We start from the raw sequence: 20,980 nt of genomic DNA, 5'->3' as shown, positions 1-20,980 counted from the left end.
TACTATCTTTTATCAATAGTTGTAAATTTTCTTAAATTTTCACCAGTATAAATTTGTCTAGGTCTTCCAATTGGTTCTTTTCCAAGACGCATTTCTCTCCATTGTGCAATCCAACCTGGCAGTCTTCCTAAGGCAAACATTACTGTGAACATTTCTACTGGAATTCCCATCGCTCGATAAATAATTCCTGAATAGAAATCTACATTTGGATACAATTTTCTATCAACAAAATATGGATCATTTAAAGCTTCTTGTTCCAAACCTTTTGCTATATCTAAAATAGGATCATCAATCCCTAAATCGTTTAATACTTCATCTGCTGCTACTTTAATAATTTTAGCTCTAGGGTCAAAGTTTTTATAAACTCTATGTCCGAATCCCATTAAACGGAAAGGATCATCTTTGTCTTTGGCTTTAGCCATGTATTTTTTTGTGTCTCCGCCGTCTTCTTTAATTGCTTCTAACATTTCTAACACTGCTTGGTTTGCTCCACCATGAAGTGGTCCCCAAAGAGCAGAAATTCCTGCTGAAAGAGAAGCAAATAATCCTGCGTGAGAAGATCCAACTATTCTAACCGTAGAAGTAGAGCAGTTTTGTTCGTGATCTGCGTGTAAGATTAACAATTTATTTAAAGCATTTACCACAATATTATTAGTAATATAAACGCTATTTGGTTGCTTAAACATCATTTTATAGGTGTTTTCTACATATCCTAAACTACAATCACCATAATCTAAAGGAAGTCCTTGTTTTTTACGCATTGTCCATGCTACTAAAACAGGGAATTTCCCTAAAATTTTAACAATTGCTTTATACATATCTTCTTCAGAATCTACATTTACAGAAGAAGGGTTAAATGCTGTTAAAGCTGAAGTTAATGAAGAAATTACACCCATAGGGTGTGCAGATTTTGGAAATGAATCTACTATTTTTCTAATATCTTCATCTACTATAGATTGTGCACAAATATCTTGTTTAAACTTTTCTAATTGCGCTGTAGTAGGTAATTCTCCAAAAATTAACAAATAAGCTACTTCAAGAAAATCTGCTTTTTCCGCTAATTCTTCAATAGAATATCCTCTGTATCTTAAAATCCCTTTTTCACCATCTAAAAAAGTTATTGCACTTTCACAAGAACCTGTGTTTTTATACCCTGGATCAATTGTTACAACTCCTCCAGTTGCAGTCCTTAAATTTTTAATATCAATTGCCTTTTCGTTTTCTGTTCCTGTAATCAATGGGAATTCAAACTCTTGTCCGTCAATTTTTATGGTAGCTTTATCTGACATTATTTCTATCTTGTATTTATTATGAAGTGAATTGCGAAGATACCAAATTTTCGAAGATTTTAAAAGTCATGTTAGATAGAATTTTAACATAAAAATATAGATTTAACTTATTTTTAAGCATAAAAAAAACCTTATAAAATAAATTATAAGGTTTTTACTTTTTGCAAATGGTAGTTTACTTTATTTTAAATGCTTTTTCTTTAGGAAAATAAGCTGTGTTTGCCAACTCTTCTTCTATTCTTAATAACTGATTGTACTTTGCCATTCTATCAGAACGAGAAGCTGAACCCGTTTTAATTTGACCACAATTTAAAGCCACTGCTAAATCTGCAATGGTATTGTCTTCTGTTTCTCCAGATCTGTGAGACATAACAGATGTATAACCTGCATTATGCGCCATATTTACGGCAGAAATAGTTTCGGTTAAGGTTCCAATTTGGTTCACTTTAATTAAGATTGAATTTGCAATTCCGTTTTCAATTCCTTTAGACAAACGTTCTACATTGGTTACAAATAAATCATCTCCAACTAGTTGTACTTTATTTCCAACTTTATCTGTTAAGTATTTCCATCCATCCCAATCGTTTTCATCCATACCGTCTTCAATAGAAATAATTGGATATTTTTCTACCAATTTGGCTAAATAATCTGCTTGTTCTTGACTAGTTCTTACTTTTCCTGATGTGCCTTCAAACTTAGAATAATCGTATTGTCCATCAACATAAAATTCTGCTGCTGCACAATCTAATGCAATCATAATTTCATCACCAAAAGAATACCCGGCGTTTTTAACTGCCAATGCAATCGTTTCAATTGCATCTTCTGTTCCATCTAAAGCAGGTGCAAAACCACCTTCATCACCAACAGCTGTGCTTAAATTTCTACCATGAAGAACATTTTTTAAATGATGAAAAATTTCAGAACCCATTTGCATTGCTTGTGTAAAATTTGTTGCTTTTACGGGCATTACCATAAATTCTTGAAACGCAATTGGCGCATCAGAATGCGATCCACCATTAATAATATTCATCATCGGAACAGGTAATGTATTTGCCGAAACTCCACCAACATAACGATATAATGGCATTCCTAATTCATTTGCTGCTGCTTTTGCTGCTGCTAACGAAACTCCTAAAATTGCATTTGCGCCTAAGACCGATTTATTTGCTGTTCCGTCTAAATCAATCATCATTTGATCGATTTTGTTTTGTTCAAAAACAGAAGTTCCTAACAATTCTTGCGCTATAATTTGATTTACATTGGCAACTGCTTTTAAAACACCTTTTCCCATGTATGCCTTTCCTCCATCACGTAATTCAACTGCTTCATGTTCTCCGGTTGATGCCCCTGAAGGAACAGCAGCTCTTCCTAAAACTCCATTTTCTGTAATCACATCAACTTCTACTGTAGGGTTTCCTCTAGAATCAAAAATTTGACGTGCATGTATGTTTATTATAATACTCATAGTTTTCTTTTTAAGTTAAGGTTTCTTTGAGTCAGACAGAAATAACCTCATTTATTTTTTAATATTTTCTATAAATTGATCGAACAAATATTCTGCATCGTGTGGTCCTGGACTAGCTTCTGGGTGATATTGCACAGAAAACACATTCTTATTTTTCATTCTAATCCCTGCTACAGTATGATCATTTAAATGTACATGTGTAATTTCTACATTTTCGTTTGCTTCTGTTTCTTCTCTGTTGATTGCAAATCCATGATTTTGAGAAGTAATTTCTCCTTTTCCAGTGATTAAATTTTTTACAGGATGATTAATTCCTCTATGTCCGTTATGCATTTTATAGGTTGATATTCCGTTTGCCAACGCAATCACCTGATGGCCTAAGCAAATACCAAACAAAGGCAAATCTCTTTTGATAATTTCTTTTGCTGTATTTTGCGCATCAACTAATGGTTCTGGGTCTCCAGGTCCGTTAGAAATAAAGTATCCGTCAGGTTTAAAAGCACTCATTTCTTCAAAACTTGCATTGTAAGGAAACACTTTAATATAGGCATCTCTTTTTACAAAATTTCTTAAAATGTTCTTTTTAATTCCAATATCTAAGGCAGAAATTTTATAGGTTGCATTTTCATCACCTACAAAATAAGGTTCTTTTGTTGACACTTTTGATGCCAATTCTAAACCATTCATGTCTGGTACCGCTAGCAATTGCTTTTTTAATGCATCAATATCATCCACTTCTGTAGAAATAATTGCATTCATTGCTCCATGATCTCTAATATATGCTACTAAGGCTCTTGTATCAACATCAGAAATCGCTACTGTATGGTGTTTGATAAACCAGTCTTTTAGATTTCCATCAGAATCTACTCTTGAGTGTGTAAAGCTAAAATTTCTACAAATTAATCCTGCAATTTTGATTCCGTCAGATTCAACTTCGTCATCATTAACACCATAGTTTCCAATATGTGCATTAGTTGCAACCATTAATTGACCAAAATAAGAAGGATCTGTAAAAATTTCTTGATAACCTGTCATCCCTGTATTAAAACAAATCTCTCCGGTTGCAGTTCCTTCAATACCGATAGATTTTCCATAAAAAATAGTTCCGTCAGCTAATAAAACTAAAGCTTTTTTTTGTTGTTGGTATTTCATTATTAGTTGTGTGTACTTTAAGTAATTGTTATTTCAATCGTTTCGCTTACAAAAGTAATAATATCTAAATTAGTAAACTTTTGTTGTTTATAAAATTGTATAAAAAAAGGGATAAACGTAAACGTTTATCCCTTTTATATGATTTCTTTAGAAACATCTTATTATTCCTCAGAAGATTCTGGTGTTTCAGTTTGTGCAACATCAACAGTCGTATCAGCTTTTTTTCTACCTCTACGAGTAGTTTTCTTAGCTTTCTTACCGTTAGGATTGTAAAGTTCGTTGTAATCAACTAATTCTACCATTGCCATAGGAGCATTATCTCCTTGACGATTTCCTAATTTGATAATACGTACATATCCTCCAGGTCTATCTGCAATCTTCACAGATATTTCTTTGAATAATTCTGTAACAGCATATTTATCTCTAAGGTAACTAAATACAACACGACGGTTGTGAGTAGTATCGTTCTTAGATTTTGTAAGTAAAGGCTCTACGAATCTACGTAATGCTTTTGCTTTTGCTTCTGTTGTGTTAATACGTTTGTGTTCAATTAATGAACAAGCCATATTAGCTAACATCGCTTTTCTGTGCGCTGTTTTTCTTCCTAAATGATTAAATTTCTTACCGTGTCTCATGACATTTTCTTTTTACTCTCATCTTGCATCAACCCAGTTTGGGGCGCAAAATATGAAAGGTTAATCTCTATCTAATTTGTATTTGCTTAAATCCATTCCGAAGTTTAGGTTTTTGTTAATCACTAACTCTTCTAATTCTGTTAATGATTTTTTACCGAAGTTACGGAACTTCATTAAATCGTTTTTGTTGAATGATACTAAGTCTCCTAAAGTATCTACTTCTGCTGCTTTTAAACAGTTTAAAGCTCTTACTGATAAATCCATATCTACCAATTTGGTCTTTAATAACTGACGCATGTGTAATGATTCCTCATCATATGTTTCAGTTTGTGCAATTTCATCTGCCTCTAAAGTGATACGCTCATCAGAGAATAACATAAAGTGGTGAATTAATATTTTTGCAGCTTCCGTTAATGCGTCTTTAGGATTTATAGAGCCGTCTGTGTCTATATCGAAAATTAATTTTTCGTAGTCAGTTTTTTGCTCTACACGGAAATTTTCAACAGCATATTTTACATTCTTTATTGGAGTGTAAATAGAATCTGTAAAAATTGTTCCTAAGGGTGCAGTCGATTTTTTATTTTCTTCTGCAGGTACAAATCCTCTACCTTTTTCTATAGAGATTTCCATGTTTAATTTCACAGATTTATCCATATTACAGATCACTAAATCAGGATTTAGTACTTGAAAACCAGAAATAAAACGTTGTAAATCTCCAGCAGTTAATTGCTCTTGACCAGAAATATTGATTGAAACTGATTCTCTATCTGTTTCTTCAATTTGTTTTTTAAAACGTACTTGTTTTAAGTTCAAAATCATTTCTGTTACATCTTCTACAACTCCATTAATTGCAGAAAATTCATGCTCAACACCATCAATTCTTAAAGATGTAATTGCAAAACCTTCTAATGAAGATAACAATACTCTTCTTAATGCATTACCTACTGTTAACCCAAAACCTGGTTCTAAAGGTCTAAACTCAAATCTACCAGAAAAATCTGTAGATTCAATCATTATTACTTTATCAGGCTTTTGAAAATTTAAAATTGCCATATGTTTTCTTCGTTTTAATTGTTATTCAGTTGCGCGATTTATAAGAGTGAAGATGTTCAAATAAATCCTTTGGCCGAATTGCAATATGATTAATTTATTATTTAGAGTATAACTCTACTATTAATTGCTCTTTGATGTTCTCTGGAATTTGTACTCTTTCAGGTGCTTTTACAAACGTACCTGATAATAAATCAGAGTTCCAAGTCAACCATTCGTATACATTGCTATTAGAAGCTAAAGCGCTTTCAATTGCTACCAAAGATTTAGATTTTTCTCTAACGGCTACAACATCTCCTTCTTTTAAAGTATATGAAGGAATGTTTAAAATTTCTCCATTCACAGTAATGTGACGGTGAGAAACTAATTGACGCGCTGCACTACGAGAGTTTGCAATACCTAAACGGTACACTACATTGTCTAAACGAGATTCACATAACTGTAATAAAACCTCACCAGTAATACCACCGGCTCTTTGAGCTTTTTTAAATAAGTTAGAAAATTGACGCTCTAAAATACCATAAGAGTATTTTGCTTTTTGTTTTTCTTGCAATTGGGTAGCGTATTCAGATTTTTTACCTCTTCTTTTTGCGTTACCATGTTGCCCTGGAGGATAATTTCTTTTTTCAAAGTTTTTATCATCTCCGAAAATTGCTTCTCCGAATTTACGGGCAATTTTAGTTTTTGGTCCTGTATATCTTGCCATTTCTTAGTTGTTAAAGTTGGGATTATGAATTAAGGCGAAACTCCTTCGATAATCTAAAAATCCAACTTAGTTAAAATTAAATTATACTCTTCTTCTTTTTGGAGGTCTACATCCATTGTGTGGCATTGGAGTTACATCAATAATTTCTGTAACTTCAATTCCGTTATTGTGTAATGTTCTTATTGCGCTTTCTCTACCATTACCTGGTCCTTTAACAAAAACTTTCACTTTTCTAAGTCCAGCTTCATGAGCAACTCTTGCACAATCTTCTGCTGCAGTTTGGGCAGCGTAAGGAGTATTCTTTTTAGAACCTCTAAATCCTTGCTTACCTGCAGATGACCATGAAATTACGTCACCTTTTTTGTTTGTTAAAGAAATAATGATGTTGTTAAACGAAGCTGTAATGTGTGCTTCACCAACAGATTCAACAATAACTTTACGCTTTTTTGTACTTGCTTTAGCCATAATATCTAGTTATTATTTAGTAGCTTTCTTTTTGTTTGCTACTGTTTTTCTTTTACCTTTTCTTGTTCTAGAGTTGTTCTTAGTTCTTTGTCCTCTTAAAGGAAGACCAGTTCTATGACGGATACCTCTGTAACATCCAATATCCATCAAACGTTTGATGTTTATTTGAACTTCAGAACGTAATTCTCCTTCAATAGTGAAAGCTCCAACTTGTTCTCTAATTGCTGCGATTTGATCATCGGTCCAATCTTGAACTTTAATACTTTCGTCAACCTTTGCGTTTGCTAAAATTTCTTTAGCTCTACTTGCTCCTATACCAAAGATGTAAGTTAAAGCGATAACTCCTCTTTTATTCTTTGGAATATCAATACCTGCTATTCTTGCCATTACCCTTGTCTTTGTTTAAATCTAGGATTTTGTTTATTAATCACATATAATCTACCTTTTCTGCGCACTATTTTGCAGTCGGCACTTCTTTTCTTAACTGATGCTCTAACTTTCATCTGTATTTGTTTTAATATCTATAAGTAATTCTGGCCTTAGTTAAATCATAAGGACTCATTTCTAATTTCACTTTATCTCCTGGTAATAACTTAATATAATGCATACGCATTTTACCAGAAATATGTGCTGTAACAATATGTCCATTTTCTAACTCTACACGAAACATTGCATTTGATAATGCTTCTGTAATGGTTCCGTCTTGTTGTATTGCTGGTTGCTTAGCCATATTATTATTTTAATGTTTTTCTACTAGTTCCTGTTTTCATTAAACCATCGTAATGACTATTTAATAAATACGAGTTAATTTGCTGAATGGTATCAATTGCAACTCCAACCATAATAATTAATGAAGTTCCACCATAAAACATTGCCCAACTTTGTTGTACTCCGAATTGAACAATAATTGCTGGTAAGATTGATAATGCTGCTAAGAATAACGATCCTGGGAACGTAATTCTAGACAATACAGAATCTAATCTTTCAGCGGTATCACTTCCTGGTTTAATTCCTGGTATAAAACCACCGCTTCTTTTTAAATCGTCGGCCATTTTATTTGTAGGGATTGTAATTGCTGTATAAAAATAACTAAATATGATAATTAATACTGCAAATAATACATTGTACCACAATCCATTCATATCTTGCAACTCACTTAACATTGGAAACTTTCTTGCCAATGCTACTGGTAAAAACATAATTGCTTGCGCAAAAATGATTGGCATAACTCCCGCTGCGTTTAACTTTAACGGAATGTATTGTCTTGCTCCAGCTACATCTTTAATATCTCCAACCACAGTTCTTCTAGCATATTGTACAGCTATTTTTCGAACGGCTGTTACCAATAAAACTGATAATAAAATCACAACAAACCAAACAAAGATTTCTAAAAGAATCATCATAATTCCTCCAGCACCTGCATTCGTTGTTTTAGCAACTAATTCTTGCATAAATGCACCTGGGAAGTTTGCGATAATACCAACCGTAATTAATAATGATATACCATTACCAACTCCTTTGTCTGTAATACGCTCTCCCAACCACATTGCAAAGATTGTTCCTGCTGTTAACAATATAATTGATGAAAACCAAAATGCCCCACCAGAAACTAAAAATGCTTGTTCTGGCAATCCAAATTGAGTCTTAATGGCTGTAATATAGGTTGGTGCTTGCACCAAAGTAATACCAATTGTTAACCAACGTGTAATCTGTGTAATTTTCTTTCTTCCACTTTCTCCATCTTTTTGTAGTTTTTGTAAATAAGGAACCGCGATTCCCATTAATTGAACTACAATAGAAGCAGAAATATAAGGCATAATTCCAAGTGCCATAATAGACGCTCTAGAAAATGCTCCTCCGGTAAATGCATTTAATAATCCTAAAAGACCGCTGTCTGTTCCTTGTTTTAAAGCTGTTAATTGTAATGGATCAATTCCAGGTAAAGGAACTTGAGCCATAAAACGATACACAGCAATTAAACCTAAGGTTAAAATAAGCTTTTGTTTAAGCTCCTCAATTTTCCAGATGTCTCTTAAAGTATTTATCAACTTCATATGTACCTAATCTTATAATGTAACTGCCTCACCTCCAGCAGCCTCAATAGCAGCTTTTGCAGTAGCAGTAAATTTGTGAACAGTAATGTTTAATTTAGCTTTAAGCTCTCCACGACCTAGTATTTTAACTAGTTCTGTTTTACTTACTACTCTATTAGCGATTAAGATATCTAAAGTTACAGTATCTGTAATTTTACCTTCGTCTACTAATGTTTGTAATTTATCTAAATTAACTCCAACATATTCCTTACGGTTAATGTTTGTGAATCCAAATTTAGGAACACGTCTTTGAAGAGGCATTTGCCCTCCTTCGAATCCTATTTTCTTTGAATATCCTGAACGAGATTTTTGCCCGTTGTGACCTCTAGTAGCAGTACCACCTTTACCAGAACCTTCACCTCTTGCGATCCTTTTTTCCTTTTTTACAGATCCCTCTGCCGGTTGTAAGTTATGTAAACTCATTTCTATATATGTCTTTTATTTAATTTCTTCGAAAGAAACTAAGTGTTTAACTGTATTTACCATACCAATAATAGACGGAGTTGCCTCGTGTTCTACTACTTGGTTCATTTTACGTAAACCTAATGCTTCTAAAGTTCTTTTTTGACTTTGAAGGCGTCCGATTTTGCTTTTTACTTGCTTAACTCTAATTTTTGCCATCGTTCTTAGGTTTATCCGTTAAATACTTTTTCTAAAGAAATTCCTCTTTGTTTTGCAATTGTAACTGCACTACGCAATTGTAATAAAGCATCTAATGTTGCTTTTACTACATTGTGAGGGTTAGAAGAACCTTGAGATTTAGATAATACATCGTGTACTCCTACAGATTCTAATACCGCACGTACAGCACCACCAGCAATAACTCCGGTACCATGTGAAGCAGGCTTTAAAAATACTTTTGCTCCACCAAATTTCCCTTTTTGTTCATGAGGTAAAGTTCCATTTAAAATTGGAATTCTAACTAAATTTTTCTTAGCGTCTTCAATTGCTTTTGCAATTGCAGATGCTACATCTTTAGATTTACCTAACCCATGACCAACTACTCCGTTACCATCTCCTACAACAACAATTGCAGAAAATCCAAAAGCTCTACCTCCTTTAGTTACTTTAGTAACACGTTGTACACCAACTAAATGATCTACAAGTTCTAATCCGCTAGGTTTTACTCTTTCTACGTTTTTATAATTTTGATACATAATAAACTTCTTAAAATTTTAAACCAGCTTCTCTAGCAGCTTCTGCTAATACTTTTATTCTACCATGGTATAAATACCCATTTCTATCAAAAGAAATTTTTTCTATACCAGCTTTAGCAGCTTTTTCTGCTATTGCTTTTCCAACTGATGCAGCAGTTTCTACTTTTGATCCTGTTGCAACATCTTTATCTCTAGAAGAAGCAGCTACTAATGTAACACCAGTAACGTCATCGACTAATTGAGCATATATTTCTTTATTACTTCTAAAAACAGATAACCTTGGCTGAGCCGCAGTTCCAGAAACAATCTTTCTGATTCTGTTTTTAATTCTTTGTCTTCTTTCAAGCTTTGATAATGCCATAATGCTATATATTATGCAGATTTACCTGCTTTTCTTCTTAATTGTTCTCCTACAAACTTAACTCCTTTACCTTTGTATGGTTCAGGTGCACGGAAAGAACGAATCTTTGCGGCAACTTGACCAACTAATTGTTTATCATAAGAAGTTAACTTAACGATTGGGTTTTTTCCTTTTTCTGATACAGTTTCAACAGTAACTTCTGGAGCTACATCTAAAACTATATTATGAGAAAAACCTAATGCTAAATCTAGTTTCTGTCCTTGGTTTGAAGCTCTATAACCTACACCAACTAATTCTAATTCTTTAGTCCAACCTTTACTAACTCCTTCAATCATATTAAATACTAATGATCTATATAATCCGTGAGCAGATTTATGAGGTTTACTTTCTGATGGTCTGTTTAAAATAACAGTTTCACCTTCTATCCTTACAGTAATATCGTCAGAAATCTCTTGAGATAATTCTCCTAACTTTCCTTTTACCGTTACTACATTTCCATCGATGTTTAATTCAACTCCGGTTGGAATGCTTATTGGGTTTTTTCCTATTCTTGACATCTTACTATCGTATTAATAAACGTAACAAATTACTTCCCCTCCAACATTCTCTTGACGTGCCTTCTTGTTAGTCATCACACCTTTAGATGTTGAAACGATTGCAATACCAAGACCGTTTAATACTCTAGGCATTTCTAATGCGCTAACGTATTTACGTAAACCTGGTGTACTGATTCGTTCTAGTTTTCTAATTACTGATTCTTTTGTTTCTCTATCGTATTTTAAAGCTATTTTGATAGTTCCTTGAACTGATTCGTCATTGAACTGGTAGCTTAAAATATACCCTTGATCAAACAAAATTTTTGTCATTTCCTTCTTCAAGTTTGAAGCTGGAATTTCCACAACTCTGTGTCCTGCTGCGATTGCATTTCTAACTCTCGTTAAAAAATCCGCGATTGGATCTGTATACATATTTATTTAAAATTGCGATTTCGGTTTTTAACTATCTCTATTTATGCTACAGAATACTCTGTGATAATTAAACCTAAAATCAGTTAATGTTTATTACTCAAAAAAAATAGAGCGTGCAAAGATACACATTCTATTTTATTATTTGGGGTTTTACCAACTTGCTTTTCTAACACCTGGTATTAATCCTTGGTTTGCCATTTCACGGAATGTCACACGTGATAATCCGAATTGACGCATATACCCTTTTGGTCTTCCAGTTAGCTTACATCTATTGTGCATTCTAATTGGAGAAGCGTTTTTAGGTAACTTTTGTAATGCTTCGTAATCTCCAGCTTCTTTTAAAGCTTTTCTTTTCTCAGCGTACTTAGCTACTGTTTTTGCTCTTTTTACCTCACGGGCTTTCATTGATTCTTTAGCCATGTCTTAATTTTTTTTAAATGGTAAACCTAATTCTGCTAATAATGATTTTGCTTCTTTATCGGTATCTGCTGATGTTACAAAAGCAATATCCATTCCTCCGATTTTATTTACTTTATCAATATTAATTTCTGGATAGATAATTTGTTCAGTAATTCCTAAATTATAATTACCTCTTCCGTCAAAACCATTTGCTTTGATACCGTTAAAATCTCTAACACGTGGTAAAGATGCGGTAACCAATCTATCTAAAAACTCGTACATTTTTTCTCCTCTTAACGTAACCATCACACCAATTGGCATTCCCTTACGTAATTTAAAGTTTGCAACATCTTTTTTAGATAAAGTAGCAATTGCTTTTTGTCCTGTAATTGTAGTTAACTCTTCAAGAGCATAATCTATCAATTTCTTATCCGCTATAGCTGCACCAACACCTTTACTAACTACAATTTTCTGTAATTTAGGCACTTGCATTACATTACTATAACCAAATTCTTCTGTAAGAGCATTTACTATTCTGCTCTTATATTCTGCTTTTAATCTTGGTACGTAACTCATGATTATATTGCTTTTTTAGTTTTCTTAGAGATTCTAGTTTTAGTATCTCCTTCTACCGTATATCCAACTCTTACAGCTTTTCCATCTTCTACTAACGATAAGTTAGAGATATGAATTGAAGCTTCTTTCTTTACTATTCCTCCTTGTGGACTTTGAGCGCTAGGTTTTGTGTGTTTTGAAATCATATTCACACCTTCTACTATGGCTCTGTTTTTATCTCTAAGGATTTGTAAAACCTTTCCTTCAGATCCTTTATGATCTCCTGCGATTACTGTAACAGTATCTCCTGATTTGATTTTAAACTTTGTCATCGTCTTTTCTCTTTTAAAGCACTTCAGGTGCTAATGATACTATTTTCATGAATTGTTTCTCACGAAGTTCACGAGCAACAGGACCAAATACACGTGTTCCTCTCATTTCCTCTGTAGGATTTAAAAGTACACAAGCATTGTCATCAAATCTGATATAAGACCCATCTTTACGTCTAACTTCTTTCTTTGTACGAACAACAACTGCTCTAGAAACTTGACCTTTCTTTACAGTTCCGTTTGGAGTTGCTGCCTTAACTGTAACAACAATTTTATCTCCAACTCTAGCGTAACGCTTTCTTGTTCCTCCTAAAACGCGGATTACTAAAACTTCTTTAGCTCCAGTATTATCTGCTACTTTTAATCTTGATTCTGTCTGTAACATATTATTTAGCTCTTTCTAGGATTTCTACTAATCTCCAACGTTTAGATTTACTTAAAGGTCTTGTTTCCATGATCTTTACAGTATCTCCAACATTACAATCGTTTGTCTCATCGTGTGCAACGTACTTTTTCGTTTTTAAAACGAACTTACCATACATTGGGTGCTTTGTTCTTTTTACCTCAGCAACAACAATAGATTTCTCCATTTTGTTACTAGATACTACACCAATTCTCTCTTTTCTAAGATTTCTTTTTTCCATCTTTAAAACTGACTACAATTATTGTAAATCTCTTTTTGTTAACTCTGTAGCAATTCTTGCAACAGATTTTCTTAAGGCTCTTAACTGTATTGGATTTTCCAACGGAGAAATCGCGTGAGCCATTTTTAAATCAGTATAGTTTTTTTTCAACGTGCCAAGATTTTCTTGTAAATCTGCAGTTGATAATTCTTTAATTTCTGACTGTTTCATTTTCTTATCGAATTAAGCGTTATCAAAGTCGCGAGCGACTATAAACTTAGTTTTTACTGGAAGTTTTTGTGCGGCTAAACGTAATGCTTCTTTTGCAACTTCGATTGGCACACCACCAACTTCAAATAAAACTCTTCCTGGCTTTATAACAGCAACGAAATATTCTGGAGCTCCTTTACCTTTACCCATACGTACTTCTAATGGTTTTTTGGTAATAGGCTTGTCTGGAAAAATTTTAATCCATAACTGACCTTCTCTTTTCATATGACGAGTTGCCGCAATACGAGCTGCTTCTATTTGACGAGATGTTAGTAAATTCTGATCTAAAGATTTAATTCCAAACATTCCGTTTGAAAGTTGAGTCCCTCTACCAGAGTTTCCTGTCATGTTCCCCTTCGCTTTCTGTACCTTACGGTATTTTACTCTTTTAGGCTGTAACATTTTTAATTTCTAATTTTAAAAATTATTTTCTTCTACGAGATTGTTGTTTCTTATTAGCTCCACCTTGCTTTTTTGACAAACCAACTAATGGAGATAATTCTCTTTTTCCATAAACCTCGCCCTTCATAATCCATACTTTAACTCCGATTCTACCGTAAGTTGTATGAGATTCTACAAGTGCATAATCTATATCTGCTCTAAAAGTAGAAAGAGGAATTCTACCTTCTTTATAGTGTTCAGAACGCGCCATTTCAGCTCCATTTAAACGACCTGAAATTTGGATTTTAATCCCTTCAGAATTCATTCTCATTGCAGCAGCAATAGCCATTTTGATTGCACGTTTGTACGAAATTCTATTTTCTATTTGACGAGCAACACTAGAAGCAACTAATTTTGCATCTAATTCTGGCCGTTTAATTTCAAAAATATTAATCTGTACTTCCTTACCAGTAATTTTCTTAAGCTCTTCTTTTAACTTGTCTACCTCTTGCCCACCTTTTCCAATAATAATACCAGGTCTAGCAGTAGTGATAGTAACGGTTACAAGTTTAAGCGTACGCTCAATAATAACTCTAGATACACTTGCTTTAAATAATCTAGCATTTACATACTTTCTTATTTTGTCATCTTCTGCAATTTTATCTCCGTAGTCATTTCCACCGTACCAGTTAGATTCCCAACCTCTGATGATTCCTAAACGAAGTCCTATTGGATTTGTTTTTTGTCCCATGTCTACTTTAATTATTTGCTTTCAATATTTTTACTACCTAACTCTAAAGTAACGTGATTAGAACGCTTACGAATTCTATGAGCACGTCCTTGCGGAGCAGGTCTTAATCTTTTTAACATCCCCGCGCTGTCTACACAAATAGACTTCACGTATAATCCAGCTTCTTCAATAGATGCATCTTCATTTTTAGCTTGCCAGTTTGCGATAGCAGACAATAACAATTTCTCTAAATTAATAGATGCTTCTTTTGAACTGAATTTTAAAATTTGTAGTGCTTTTTCTACTTCTACACCTCTTACTAAATCCGCTACTAAACGCATTTTTCTTGGTGATGTAGGACAGTTAGTAAGCTTAGCGAAAGCTTTTTGCTTTCTTGCTTCTTTTAACTGTTCTGCCATGTTATGTTTACGAACTCCCATTTCCTACTATTTTTTACCTTTATTTTTTGCACCTGCGTGTCCTCTAAAAGAACGTGTTGGTGAAAACTCTCCTAATTTATGCCCTACCATGTTTTCAGTTACATATACTGGAACAAATTGCTTTCCATTATGAACAGCAATAGTTTGTCCAACAAAATCAGGAGTAATCATAGTTGCTCTTGACCAAGTTTTAATTACTGATTTGCTATCTGATGCTACATTCGCTAAAACTTTCTTTTCTAACTTGTAGTGAACGTAAGGTCCTTTTTTTAATGATCTTGCCATAACTTATTATTTCTTTCTACGTTCTAAAATATACTTATTACTAGCTTTCGTTTTAGATCTAGTTTTGAATCCTTTAGCAGGAATTCCGTTTCTTGATCTTGGATGTCCTCCAGAAGATTTCCCTTCACCACCTCCCATTGGGTGATCAACTGGGTTCATTACTACTGGTCTAGTTCTTGGACGTCTTCCTAACCATCTACTTCTACCTGCTTTACCAGATACTAATAATTGATGATCAGAGTTAGAAACAACTCCAATAGTTGCCATACATGTTAACAAGATTAATCTTGTTTCACCTGAAGGTAACTTTACTGTTGCATATTTTCCTTCTCTTGCCATTAACTGTGCAAAAGATCCTGCAGAACGAGCCATAACAGCTCCTTGTCCTGGACGTAATTCAATACAAGAAATTGTAGTTCCTAATGGTATCTCACTTAATAACATTGCATTTCCTATTTCTGGACCTGCTCCTGCTCCTGATACAATTGTTTGACCTACTTGTAAACCGTTTTGTGCAATCACATAACGTTTTTCTCCATCAGTATAACTAACCAAAGCAATAAATGCTGTACGATTTGGATCGTATTCGATAGTTTTTACTGTTGCTGGGATACCTGTTTTATCTCTTTTGAAATCGATAATACGGTATTTTTGTTTATGACCTCCTCCAATATTACGAGTTGTCATTCTACCCTGATTGTTTCGACCTCCAGATCTTTTTTTCGGAACTAATAAACTTTTTTCCGGCTTGTCAGTAGTAATGGTGTCGAACCCATTTACTACTCTAAAACGCTGACCTGGTGTTACTGGTTTTAATTTTCTAACTGACATTCTTGTCTTTTTACTTAAAGATTGTTATAAAAATCTATAGTTTCTCCTTCTGCTAACTGCACTATTGCTTTCTTGTAAGCACCTTTCATTCCTGTAACCATACCTTTTTTAGTAAATTTGGTATTTCTTTGAACAGGATAATTCATTGTTCTTACAGCTGAAATTGCAACTCCATAAGCAGCTTCAATAGCTCCTTTGATTTCCAATTTGTTAGCTCTTTTATCTACAACAAATGCATAACGGTTATTTAACTCGCTATCGGTTGTTGCTTTTTCGGTAATAATAGGTTTAATTAAAATATTCATTGCTATTATTTGCTAAAATTTGATTCAACTCCTTCTAAAGAACCTTCGGTAAACACAACTTTATTTGCGTTTAATACTCCGTAAGTGCTTAAGTCTGAACCACTTACAACTTTAGTTCTTTTTAAATTTCGTGATGACAAATATACATTATTATTTGACTCAGCCAACACAAACAACGATTTTTTGTTTTCTAACCCTAATGCTTTCAATACATTAACAAAATTCTTAGTTTTTGGAGTTTCAAAATCAAAGTTCTCAACAACTACTAAGTTTTTATCTTTTGCTTGTGTACTTAACGCAGATTTACGAGCTAAACGCTTTAAATTTTTGTTTAGTTTGAAAGAGTAGTTTCTTGGTCTTGGTCCGAACATACGTCCACCACCTCTAAAAACACCAGACTTGATAGAACCTGCTCTTGCAGTACCAGTTCCTTTTTGTTTTTTAATCTTTCTTGTACTTCCAGAAATCTCAGCTCTTTCTTTCGATTTGTGAGTTCCTTGTCTTTTATTAGCCAAATGCTGTTTTACATCTAAGTAAATTGCATGGTTATTTGGCTCAATTCCGAATACATCGTTAGAAAGTTCAACTTTTCTACCTGTATCTTTTCCTGTAATATCTAAAACTGCTACTTTCATTATTTCTGAATAGTTACGTAAGCATTTTTGTGTCCAGGAACTGCTCCTTTAACAACAAGTAGGTTCTTATCTGCAACCACTTTTAATACTTTTAGATTCTGTACTTTAATTGTATCTCCACCCATTCTTCCTGCCATTCGCATTCCTTTGAATACTCTAGCTGGATAAGATGCCGCTCCAATAGATCCTGGCGCTCTTAAACGGTTATGTTGCCCGTGAGTTGCTTGACCAACTCCAGCAAATCCATGACGTTTAACAACCCCTTGGAAACCTTTCCCTTTAGAAGTTCCTGATACATCTACGAATTCACCTTCTTCAAAGTGCTCAACTGTAATTGAATCTCCTAATTTATACTCTTCTTCAAATCCTTGGAATTCCATGACTTTTCTTTTAGCAGATGTACCAGCTTTTTTAAAGTGTCCATCTAAAGCTTTATTAGAGCTTTTTGCTTTTTTGTCATCGAAACCAAGTTGTAAGGCGTTGTAGCCGTCAACCTCTTCGGTTCTGACTTGGGTAACAACGCAAGGACCTGCTTCGATTACTGTACAAGGAATATTCTTCCCGTTTTCGTCGAATAAGCTGGTCATTCCTATTTTTCTTCCTATTAACCCAGACATTCTGTTTAGATTTAAGACGTTAGATTTATATCCATCGCGTCTATATTAATAATTAATTTTTTGAAACTTCCGTTTCTTTTGTCTTTCTAGAAATTCGTTCAAAAAAAACAGCGTTAAACATGTTCAACGCTGAATATGTTTTTACCGTTTTTCCTTCGCGAAACCCTCCGGACATGTATATTCTGAATACCTTCAGAATTTTTATTTTTATCTCTTTTACGAGATTCCGATTTTCATCGGAGTGTAAATGCTCTAAATGCTTTCAGCTTATAAATAAACTGAAAGCCTCGTTTTATTTACTTATACTTTGATCTCAACTTCTACACCGCTTGGTAACTCAAGTTTCATTAAAGCATCAATAGTTTTCGAAGAAGAACTATAAATGTCTAATAATCTTTTGTAAGCAGATAATTGAAATTGCTCTCTAGATTTTTTGTTTACGTGTGGTGAACGCAATACTGTAAAAATCTTTTTATGTGTTGGTAAAGGAATTGGACCATTTACTAATGCTCCCGTACTCTTTACTGTCTTTACGATTTTCTCAGCAGATTTATCTACTAAATTGTAATCATAAGACTTTAATTTGATTCTAATTTTTTGACTCATTTTTTATCTATTTAGTAAATTATCCTTTTGCTTTTGCAATTACATCTTCAGAAACATTAGATGGAGTTTCTGCATAGTGAGAAAATTCCATTGTTGATGTTGCTCTACCTGATGACATTGTTCTTAACGCAGTAACATATCCAAACATTTCTGATAATGGAACGGTAGCTTTTACCACTTTTGCTCCAGCTCTATCACTCATGTCAGATACTTGTCCTCTTCTTCTATTTAAGTCTCCAACTATATCCCCCATGTTTTCTTCAGGAGTAAGTACTTCTAACTTCATAATAGGTTCCATGATCTTCGCTTTTGCAGCTTTTGCAGCAGCTTTGAATCCTAATTTAGCAGCAATCTCAAAAGATAACTGATCAGAATCTACAGCATGGAAAGAACCATCTTTCAATGTTACTTTTAAAGAATCCATTTCGTATCCTGCTAAAGGTCCGTTTTTCATTGCCATCTGGAATCCTTTCTCAATAGAAGGAACAAATTCTTTTGGCACATTACCACCTTTAATAACAGATTCGAATACCAATCCATGAACACCTTCATCTGCAGGTTCCATCGTAAATACAATGTCTGCAAATTTTCCACGTCCACCAGATTGTTTTTTATAAACCTCTCTATGATCTGCAGAAGCAGTAATAGCTTCTTTATACTCAACTTGTGGCTGACCTTCGTTTACTTCTACTTTGAATTCACGTTTTAAACGATCAACAATAATATCTAAATGTAACTCACCCATTCCAGAAATAATAGTCTGTCCTGAAGCTTCGTCAGTTCTTACCTGAAACGTTGGATCTTCTTCAGCTAATTTTGCTAAAGACAGACCTAATTTATCTACATCTGCTTTTGTTTTCGGCTCAACTGCAATACCAATTACTGGATCTGGAAAATCCATAGATTCTAAAACAATTGGATGTTTTTCGTCTGATAAAGTATCTCCTGTCTTGATAGATTTAAATCCTACAGCTGCACCAATATCTCCTGCTTCGATATAATCGATTGCATTTTGTTTATTTGCGTGCATTTGATAGATACGAGAAATACGTTCTTTTTTACCTGAACGATTATTTAAAACGTAAGAACCTGCATCTAATCTACCAGAATAAGATCTAAAGAATGCTAAACGTCCTACGAAAGGATCGGTAGCAATTTTAAATGCTAAAGCAGCAAAAGGCTCCTTTACATCTGGTCTACGAATTTCTTCTTTATCTGTATCTGGATTTATACCAACAATACCTTCTTTATCCATAGGAGAAGGTAAATAACGACATACAGCATCTAATAAGAACTGCACACCTTTATTTTTAAATGCTGATCCACAAATCATAGGGATGATAGCCATATCCATTACAGCGGCTCTCAATGCTCTATGCACCTCTTCTTCTGTAATTGAATCTTCATCCTCCATAAATTTCTCTAAAAGATCCTCATCATAACTTGCTACTTCTTCAATTAAAAGTGCACGATATTTACGAGCTTCTTCCTTCATATCCTCAGGAATTTCAATCACATCGAAAGTTGCTCCTTGAGTTTCATCATGCCATACAATAGCACGATTTTTCACTAAATCAACAATACCTCTAAAATCTTCTTCGTCACCAATGTTTAAAACGATTGGCACCGCATTAGACTTTAACATATCTTTTACTTGCTGACAAACCATCATGAAATCAGATCCTTGACGATCCATTTTATTAACGAAACCAATTCTAGGCACTTTATAGTTATCAGCTAATCTCCAGTTAGTTTCTGATTGAGGCTCAACACCATCAACAGCACTAAATAAGAAAACCAATCCATCAAGAACTCTTAATGAACGATTTACTTCTACTGTAAAATCAACGTGGCCTGGAGTATCAATAATATTAAAGTGATACCCTTTAGTATCTGAAGTCGGCTGTGCATTTTCTAATGGAAATTGCCAAGTACAAGTAGTCGCTGCAGAAGTAATAGTAATACCTCTTTCTTGCTCTTGTTCCATCCAGTCCATTGTCGCTGCACCATCATGAACTTCCCCAATTTTGTGAGAAACCCCTGTATAATACAAAACACGTTCTGTTGTAGTTGTTTTTCCAGCATCAATATGTGCTGCAATACCAATATTTCTTGTATATTTTAAATCTCTAGCCATTTCTTAAAATCTAAAGTGAGAGAATGCTTTATTAGCTTCTGCCATTTTGTGAACATCAACTCTTTTCTTAACAGCAGCTCCTTCTTCTTTAGATGCAGCTAATACTTCTGCAGCTAAACGTTGAGCCATTGTCTTTTCATTTCTCTTACGTGTGTGTAAGATTAACCACTTGATAGCTAAAGAAACTTTTCTATCTGGTCTAATTTGCATTGGGATTTGGAATGTTGCTCCACCTACACGTTTAGATCTAACTTCTACGTGAGGCATTACATTTGATAATGCTTCTTTCCAAATTTCTAATGCTGATTTTTCTTCTTCACCTTTTCTTTCTTCTACGAGGTCTAACGCGTCGTAAAATACTTTAAAGGCTACTGATTTTTTACCATCCCACATTAAGTTGTTTACAAAACGTGTAACTAATTGATCGTTAAATTTTGGATCTGGTAAAAGAATTCTTTTTTTCGCTCTTCTTTTTCTCATGTCTTTACATTAAAAA

34 protein-coding genes are annotated in these 20,980 nt (G+C 33.8%); all 34 read right to left on the bottom strand.

The window, feature by feature from the left end:
- Positions 1–2: 2 nt before the first annotated feature.
- Positions 3–1,289: a citrate synthase gene (locus tag ACEWL1_RS09925; RefSeq protein ID WP_409233151.1), complete on the bottom strand. Its 1,287-nt coding sequence runs from the start codon at positions 1,287–1,289 to the stop codon at positions 3–5.
- A 175-nt stretch (positions 1,290–1,464) separates the two neighbouring features.
- Positions 1,465–2,754 (bottom strand): phosphopyruvate hydratase, encoded by a 1,290-nt coding sequence (gene eno, locus ACEWL1_RS09920; protein ID WP_409233150.1) that lies wholly within the window; start codon positions 2,752–2,754, stop codon positions 1,465–1,467.
- A 51-nt stretch (positions 2,755–2,805) separates the two neighbouring features.
- A complete protein-coding gene (gene carA, locus ACEWL1_RS09915) occupies positions 2,806–3,906 on the bottom strand; it encodes a glutamine-hydrolyzing carbamoyl-phosphate synthase small subunit (protein ID WP_409233149.1) in 1,101 nt (366 codons plus the stop codon).
- Between the two features lie 161 nt (positions 3,907–4,067).
- Positions 4,068–4,541, bottom strand: coding sequence for a 50S ribosomal protein L17 (gene rplQ, locus ACEWL1_RS09910; protein WP_409233148.1), 474 nt, complete (start codon positions 4,539–4,541; stop codon positions 4,068–4,070).
- Positions 4,542–4,601: 60 nt separating this feature from the next.
- On the bottom strand, positions 4,602–5,594 hold the full coding sequence (locus ACEWL1_RS09905; protein ID WP_409233147.1) for a DNA-directed RNA polymerase subunit alpha: 993 nt from the start codon (positions 5,592–5,594) through the stop codon (positions 4,602–4,604).
- 97 nt (positions 5,595–5,691) lie between these two features.
- Positions 5,692–6,297 carry a 30S ribosomal protein S4 gene (gene rpsD, locus ACEWL1_RS09900; protein ID WP_409233146.1) on the bottom strand — a complete coding sequence of 202 codons (606 nt, stop codon included), beginning with the start codon at positions 6,295–6,297 and terminating at the stop codon, positions 5,692–5,694.
- Positions 6,298–6,378: 81 nt separating this feature from the next.
- Positions 6,379–6,762 (bottom strand): 30S ribosomal protein S11, encoded by a 384-nt coding sequence (gene rpsK / locus ACEWL1_RS09895; RefSeq protein WP_409233145.1) that lies wholly within the window; start codon positions 6,760–6,762, stop codon positions 6,379–6,381.
- A 12-nt stretch (positions 6,763–6,774) separates the two neighbouring features.
- Positions 6,775–7,149 (bottom strand): 30S ribosomal protein S13, encoded by a 375-nt coding sequence (gene rpsM, locus ACEWL1_RS09890; RefSeq protein ID WP_409233144.1) that lies wholly within the window; start codon positions 7,147–7,149, stop codon positions 6,775–6,777.
- Entirely contained in the window at positions 7,149–7,265 is a 117-nt protein-coding gene (gene ykgO, locus ACEWL1_RS09885; protein WP_004568720.1) for a type B 50S ribosomal protein L36, read from the bottom strand. The genes rpsM and ykgO overlap by 1 nt, the downstream gene beginning before the upstream one ends.
- 11 nt (positions 7,266–7,276) lie before the next feature.
- Positions 7,277–7,492: a translation initiation factor IF-1 gene (gene infA / locus ACEWL1_RS09880; RefSeq protein WP_068206835.1), complete on the bottom strand. Its 216-nt coding sequence runs from the start codon at positions 7,490–7,492 to the stop codon at positions 7,277–7,279.
- A 4-nt stretch (positions 7,493–7,496) separates the two neighbouring features.
- The gene (gene secY / locus ACEWL1_RS09875; protein ID WP_409233143.1) at positions 7,497–8,816 is read right to left on the bottom strand and encodes a preprotein translocase subunit SecY; all 1,320 of its coding nucleotides are present in this window, start codon (positions 8,814–8,816) and stop codon (positions 7,497–7,499) included.
- A gap of 12 nt (positions 8,817–8,828) precedes the next feature.
- Complete coding sequence (rplO, locus tag ACEWL1_RS09870; RefSeq protein ID WP_409233142.1) at positions 8,829–9,278, bottom strand: 50S ribosomal protein L15; 450 nt, start codon at positions 9,276–9,278, stop codon at positions 8,829–8,831.
- Between the two features lie 15 nt (positions 9,279–9,293).
- Positions 9,294–9,476, bottom strand: a complete 183-nt coding sequence (gene rpmD, locus ACEWL1_RS09865) for a 50S ribosomal protein L30 (RefSeq protein WP_301401447.1) — start codon at positions 9,474–9,476, stop codon at positions 9,294–9,296.
- A gap of 11 nt (positions 9,477–9,487) precedes the next feature.
- A complete protein-coding gene (gene rpsE / locus ACEWL1_RS09860; RefSeq protein ID WP_409233141.1) occupies positions 9,488–10,012 on the bottom strand; it encodes a 30S ribosomal protein S5 in 525 nt (174 codons plus the stop codon).
- A gap of 10 nt (positions 10,013–10,022) precedes the next feature.
- Positions 10,023–10,373, bottom strand: a complete 351-nt coding sequence (rplR, locus tag ACEWL1_RS09855; RefSeq protein ID WP_409233140.1) for a 50S ribosomal protein L18 — start codon at positions 10,371–10,373, stop codon at positions 10,023–10,025.
- Between the two features lie 11 nt (positions 10,374–10,384).
- On the bottom strand, positions 10,385–10,930 hold the full coding sequence (rplF, locus tag ACEWL1_RS09850) for a 50S ribosomal protein L6 (protein WP_409233139.1): 546 nt from the start codon (positions 10,928–10,930) through the stop codon (positions 10,385–10,387).
- A gap of 12 nt (positions 10,931–10,942) precedes the next feature.
- Entirely contained in the window at positions 10,943–11,341 is a 399-nt protein-coding gene (gene rpsH, locus ACEWL1_RS09845) for a 30S ribosomal protein S8 (protein ID WP_347174114.1), read from the bottom strand.
- A 150-nt stretch (positions 11,342–11,491) separates the two neighbouring features.
- On the bottom strand, positions 11,492–11,761 hold the full coding sequence (gene rpsN, locus ACEWL1_RS09840; protein ID WP_409233138.1) for a 30S ribosomal protein S14: 270 nt from the start codon (positions 11,759–11,761) through the stop codon (positions 11,492–11,494).
- 3 nt (positions 11,762–11,764) lie between these two features.
- Positions 11,765–12,316: a 50S ribosomal protein L5 gene (rplE, locus tag ACEWL1_RS09835; RefSeq protein WP_409233137.1), complete on the bottom strand. Its 552-nt coding sequence runs from the start codon at positions 12,314–12,316 to the stop codon at positions 11,765–11,767.
- A 2-nt stretch (positions 12,317–12,318) separates the two neighbouring features.
- On the bottom strand, positions 12,319–12,627 hold the full coding sequence (gene rplX, locus ACEWL1_RS09830) for a 50S ribosomal protein L24 (RefSeq protein WP_409233136.1): 309 nt from the start codon (positions 12,625–12,627) through the stop codon (positions 12,319–12,321).
- A 13-nt stretch (positions 12,628–12,640) separates the two neighbouring features.
- Positions 12,641–13,009, bottom strand: a complete 369-nt coding sequence (rplN, locus tag ACEWL1_RS09825; RefSeq protein WP_301401459.1) for a 50S ribosomal protein L14 — start codon at positions 13,007–13,009, stop codon at positions 12,641–12,643.
- Position 13,010: 1 nt separating this feature from the next.
- On the bottom strand, positions 13,011–13,268 hold the full coding sequence (gene rpsQ / locus ACEWL1_RS09820) for a 30S ribosomal protein S17 (protein ID WP_301401460.1): 258 nt from the start codon (positions 13,266–13,268) through the stop codon (positions 13,011–13,013).
- A gap of 18 nt (positions 13,269–13,286) precedes the next feature.
- Positions 13,287–13,478, bottom strand: coding sequence for a 50S ribosomal protein L29 (gene rpmC, locus ACEWL1_RS09815; protein WP_301401462.1), 192 nt, complete (start codon positions 13,476–13,478; stop codon positions 13,287–13,289).
- 12 nt (positions 13,479–13,490) lie between these two features.
- A complete protein-coding gene (gene rplP, locus ACEWL1_RS09810; RefSeq protein WP_347174119.1) occupies positions 13,491–13,919 on the bottom strand; it encodes a 50S ribosomal protein L16 in 429 nt (142 codons plus the stop codon).
- A gap of 22 nt (positions 13,920–13,941) precedes the next feature.
- Positions 13,942–14,649: a 30S ribosomal protein S3 gene (rpsC, locus tag ACEWL1_RS09805; RefSeq protein WP_347174120.1), complete on the bottom strand. Its 708-nt coding sequence runs from the start codon at positions 14,647–14,649 to the stop codon at positions 13,942–13,944.
- Between the two features lie 11 nt (positions 14,650–14,660).
- Positions 14,661–15,068, bottom strand: a complete 408-nt coding sequence (gene rplV / locus ACEWL1_RS09800; protein WP_409233135.1) for a 50S ribosomal protein L22 — start codon at positions 15,066–15,068, stop codon at positions 14,661–14,663.
- Positions 15,069–15,074: 6 nt separating this feature from the next.
- Positions 15,075–15,353: a 30S ribosomal protein S19 gene (gene rpsS, locus ACEWL1_RS09795; RefSeq protein WP_409233134.1), complete on the bottom strand. Its 279-nt coding sequence runs from the start codon at positions 15,351–15,353 to the stop codon at positions 15,075–15,077.
- Between the two features lie 6 nt (positions 15,354–15,359).
- Positions 15,360–16,184 (bottom strand): 50S ribosomal protein L2, encoded by an 825-nt coding sequence (gene rplB, locus ACEWL1_RS09790; protein WP_409233133.1) that lies wholly within the window; start codon positions 16,182–16,184, stop codon positions 15,360–15,362.
- 14 nt (positions 16,185–16,198) lie between these two features.
- Positions 16,199–16,489 (bottom strand): 50S ribosomal protein L23, encoded by a 291-nt coding sequence (rplW, locus tag ACEWL1_RS09785; RefSeq protein ID WP_301401472.1) that lies wholly within the window; start codon positions 16,487–16,489, stop codon positions 16,199–16,201.
- Positions 16,490–16,494: 5 nt separating this feature from the next.
- Positions 16,495–17,124, bottom strand: coding sequence for a 50S ribosomal protein L4 (gene rplD, locus ACEWL1_RS09780; RefSeq protein ID WP_409233132.1), 630 nt, complete (start codon positions 17,122–17,124; stop codon positions 16,495–16,497).
- Entirely contained in the window at positions 17,124–17,741 is a 618-nt protein-coding gene (rplC, locus tag ACEWL1_RS09775; RefSeq protein ID WP_409233131.1) for a 50S ribosomal protein L3, read from the bottom strand. The genes rplD and rplC overlap by 1 nt, the downstream gene beginning before the upstream one ends.
- 300 nt (positions 17,742–18,041) lie before the next feature.
- The gene (gene rpsJ / locus ACEWL1_RS09770) at positions 18,042–18,347 is read right to left on the bottom strand and encodes a 30S ribosomal protein S10 (protein ID WP_347174126.1); all 306 of its coding nucleotides are present in this window, start codon (positions 18,345–18,347) and stop codon (positions 18,042–18,044) included.
- 19 nt (positions 18,348–18,366) lie between these two features.
- The gene (gene fusA / locus ACEWL1_RS09765; RefSeq protein ID WP_409233130.1) at positions 18,367–20,484 is read right to left on the bottom strand and encodes an elongation factor G; all 2,118 of its coding nucleotides are present in this window, start codon (positions 20,482–20,484) and stop codon (positions 18,367–18,369) included.
- Between the two features lie 3 nt (positions 20,485–20,487).
- Positions 20,488–20,964 (bottom strand): 30S ribosomal protein S7, encoded by a 477-nt coding sequence (gene rpsG / locus ACEWL1_RS09760; protein WP_301401481.1) that lies wholly within the window; start codon positions 20,962–20,964, stop codon positions 20,488–20,490.
- Positions 20,965–20,980 lie beyond the last annotated feature (16 nt).

Origin of the sequence: Polaribacter gochangensis (genome assembly GCF_046224025.1) — a bacterium.
Taxonomy (GTDB): Bacteria; Bacteroidota; Bacteroidia; order Flavobacteriales; family Flavobacteriaceae; genus Polaribacter; species Polaribacter gochangensis.
The sequence above is the reverse complement of the archived record's forward strand: the minus strand, read 5'-3'. Positions and strand labels throughout refer to the sequence as shown.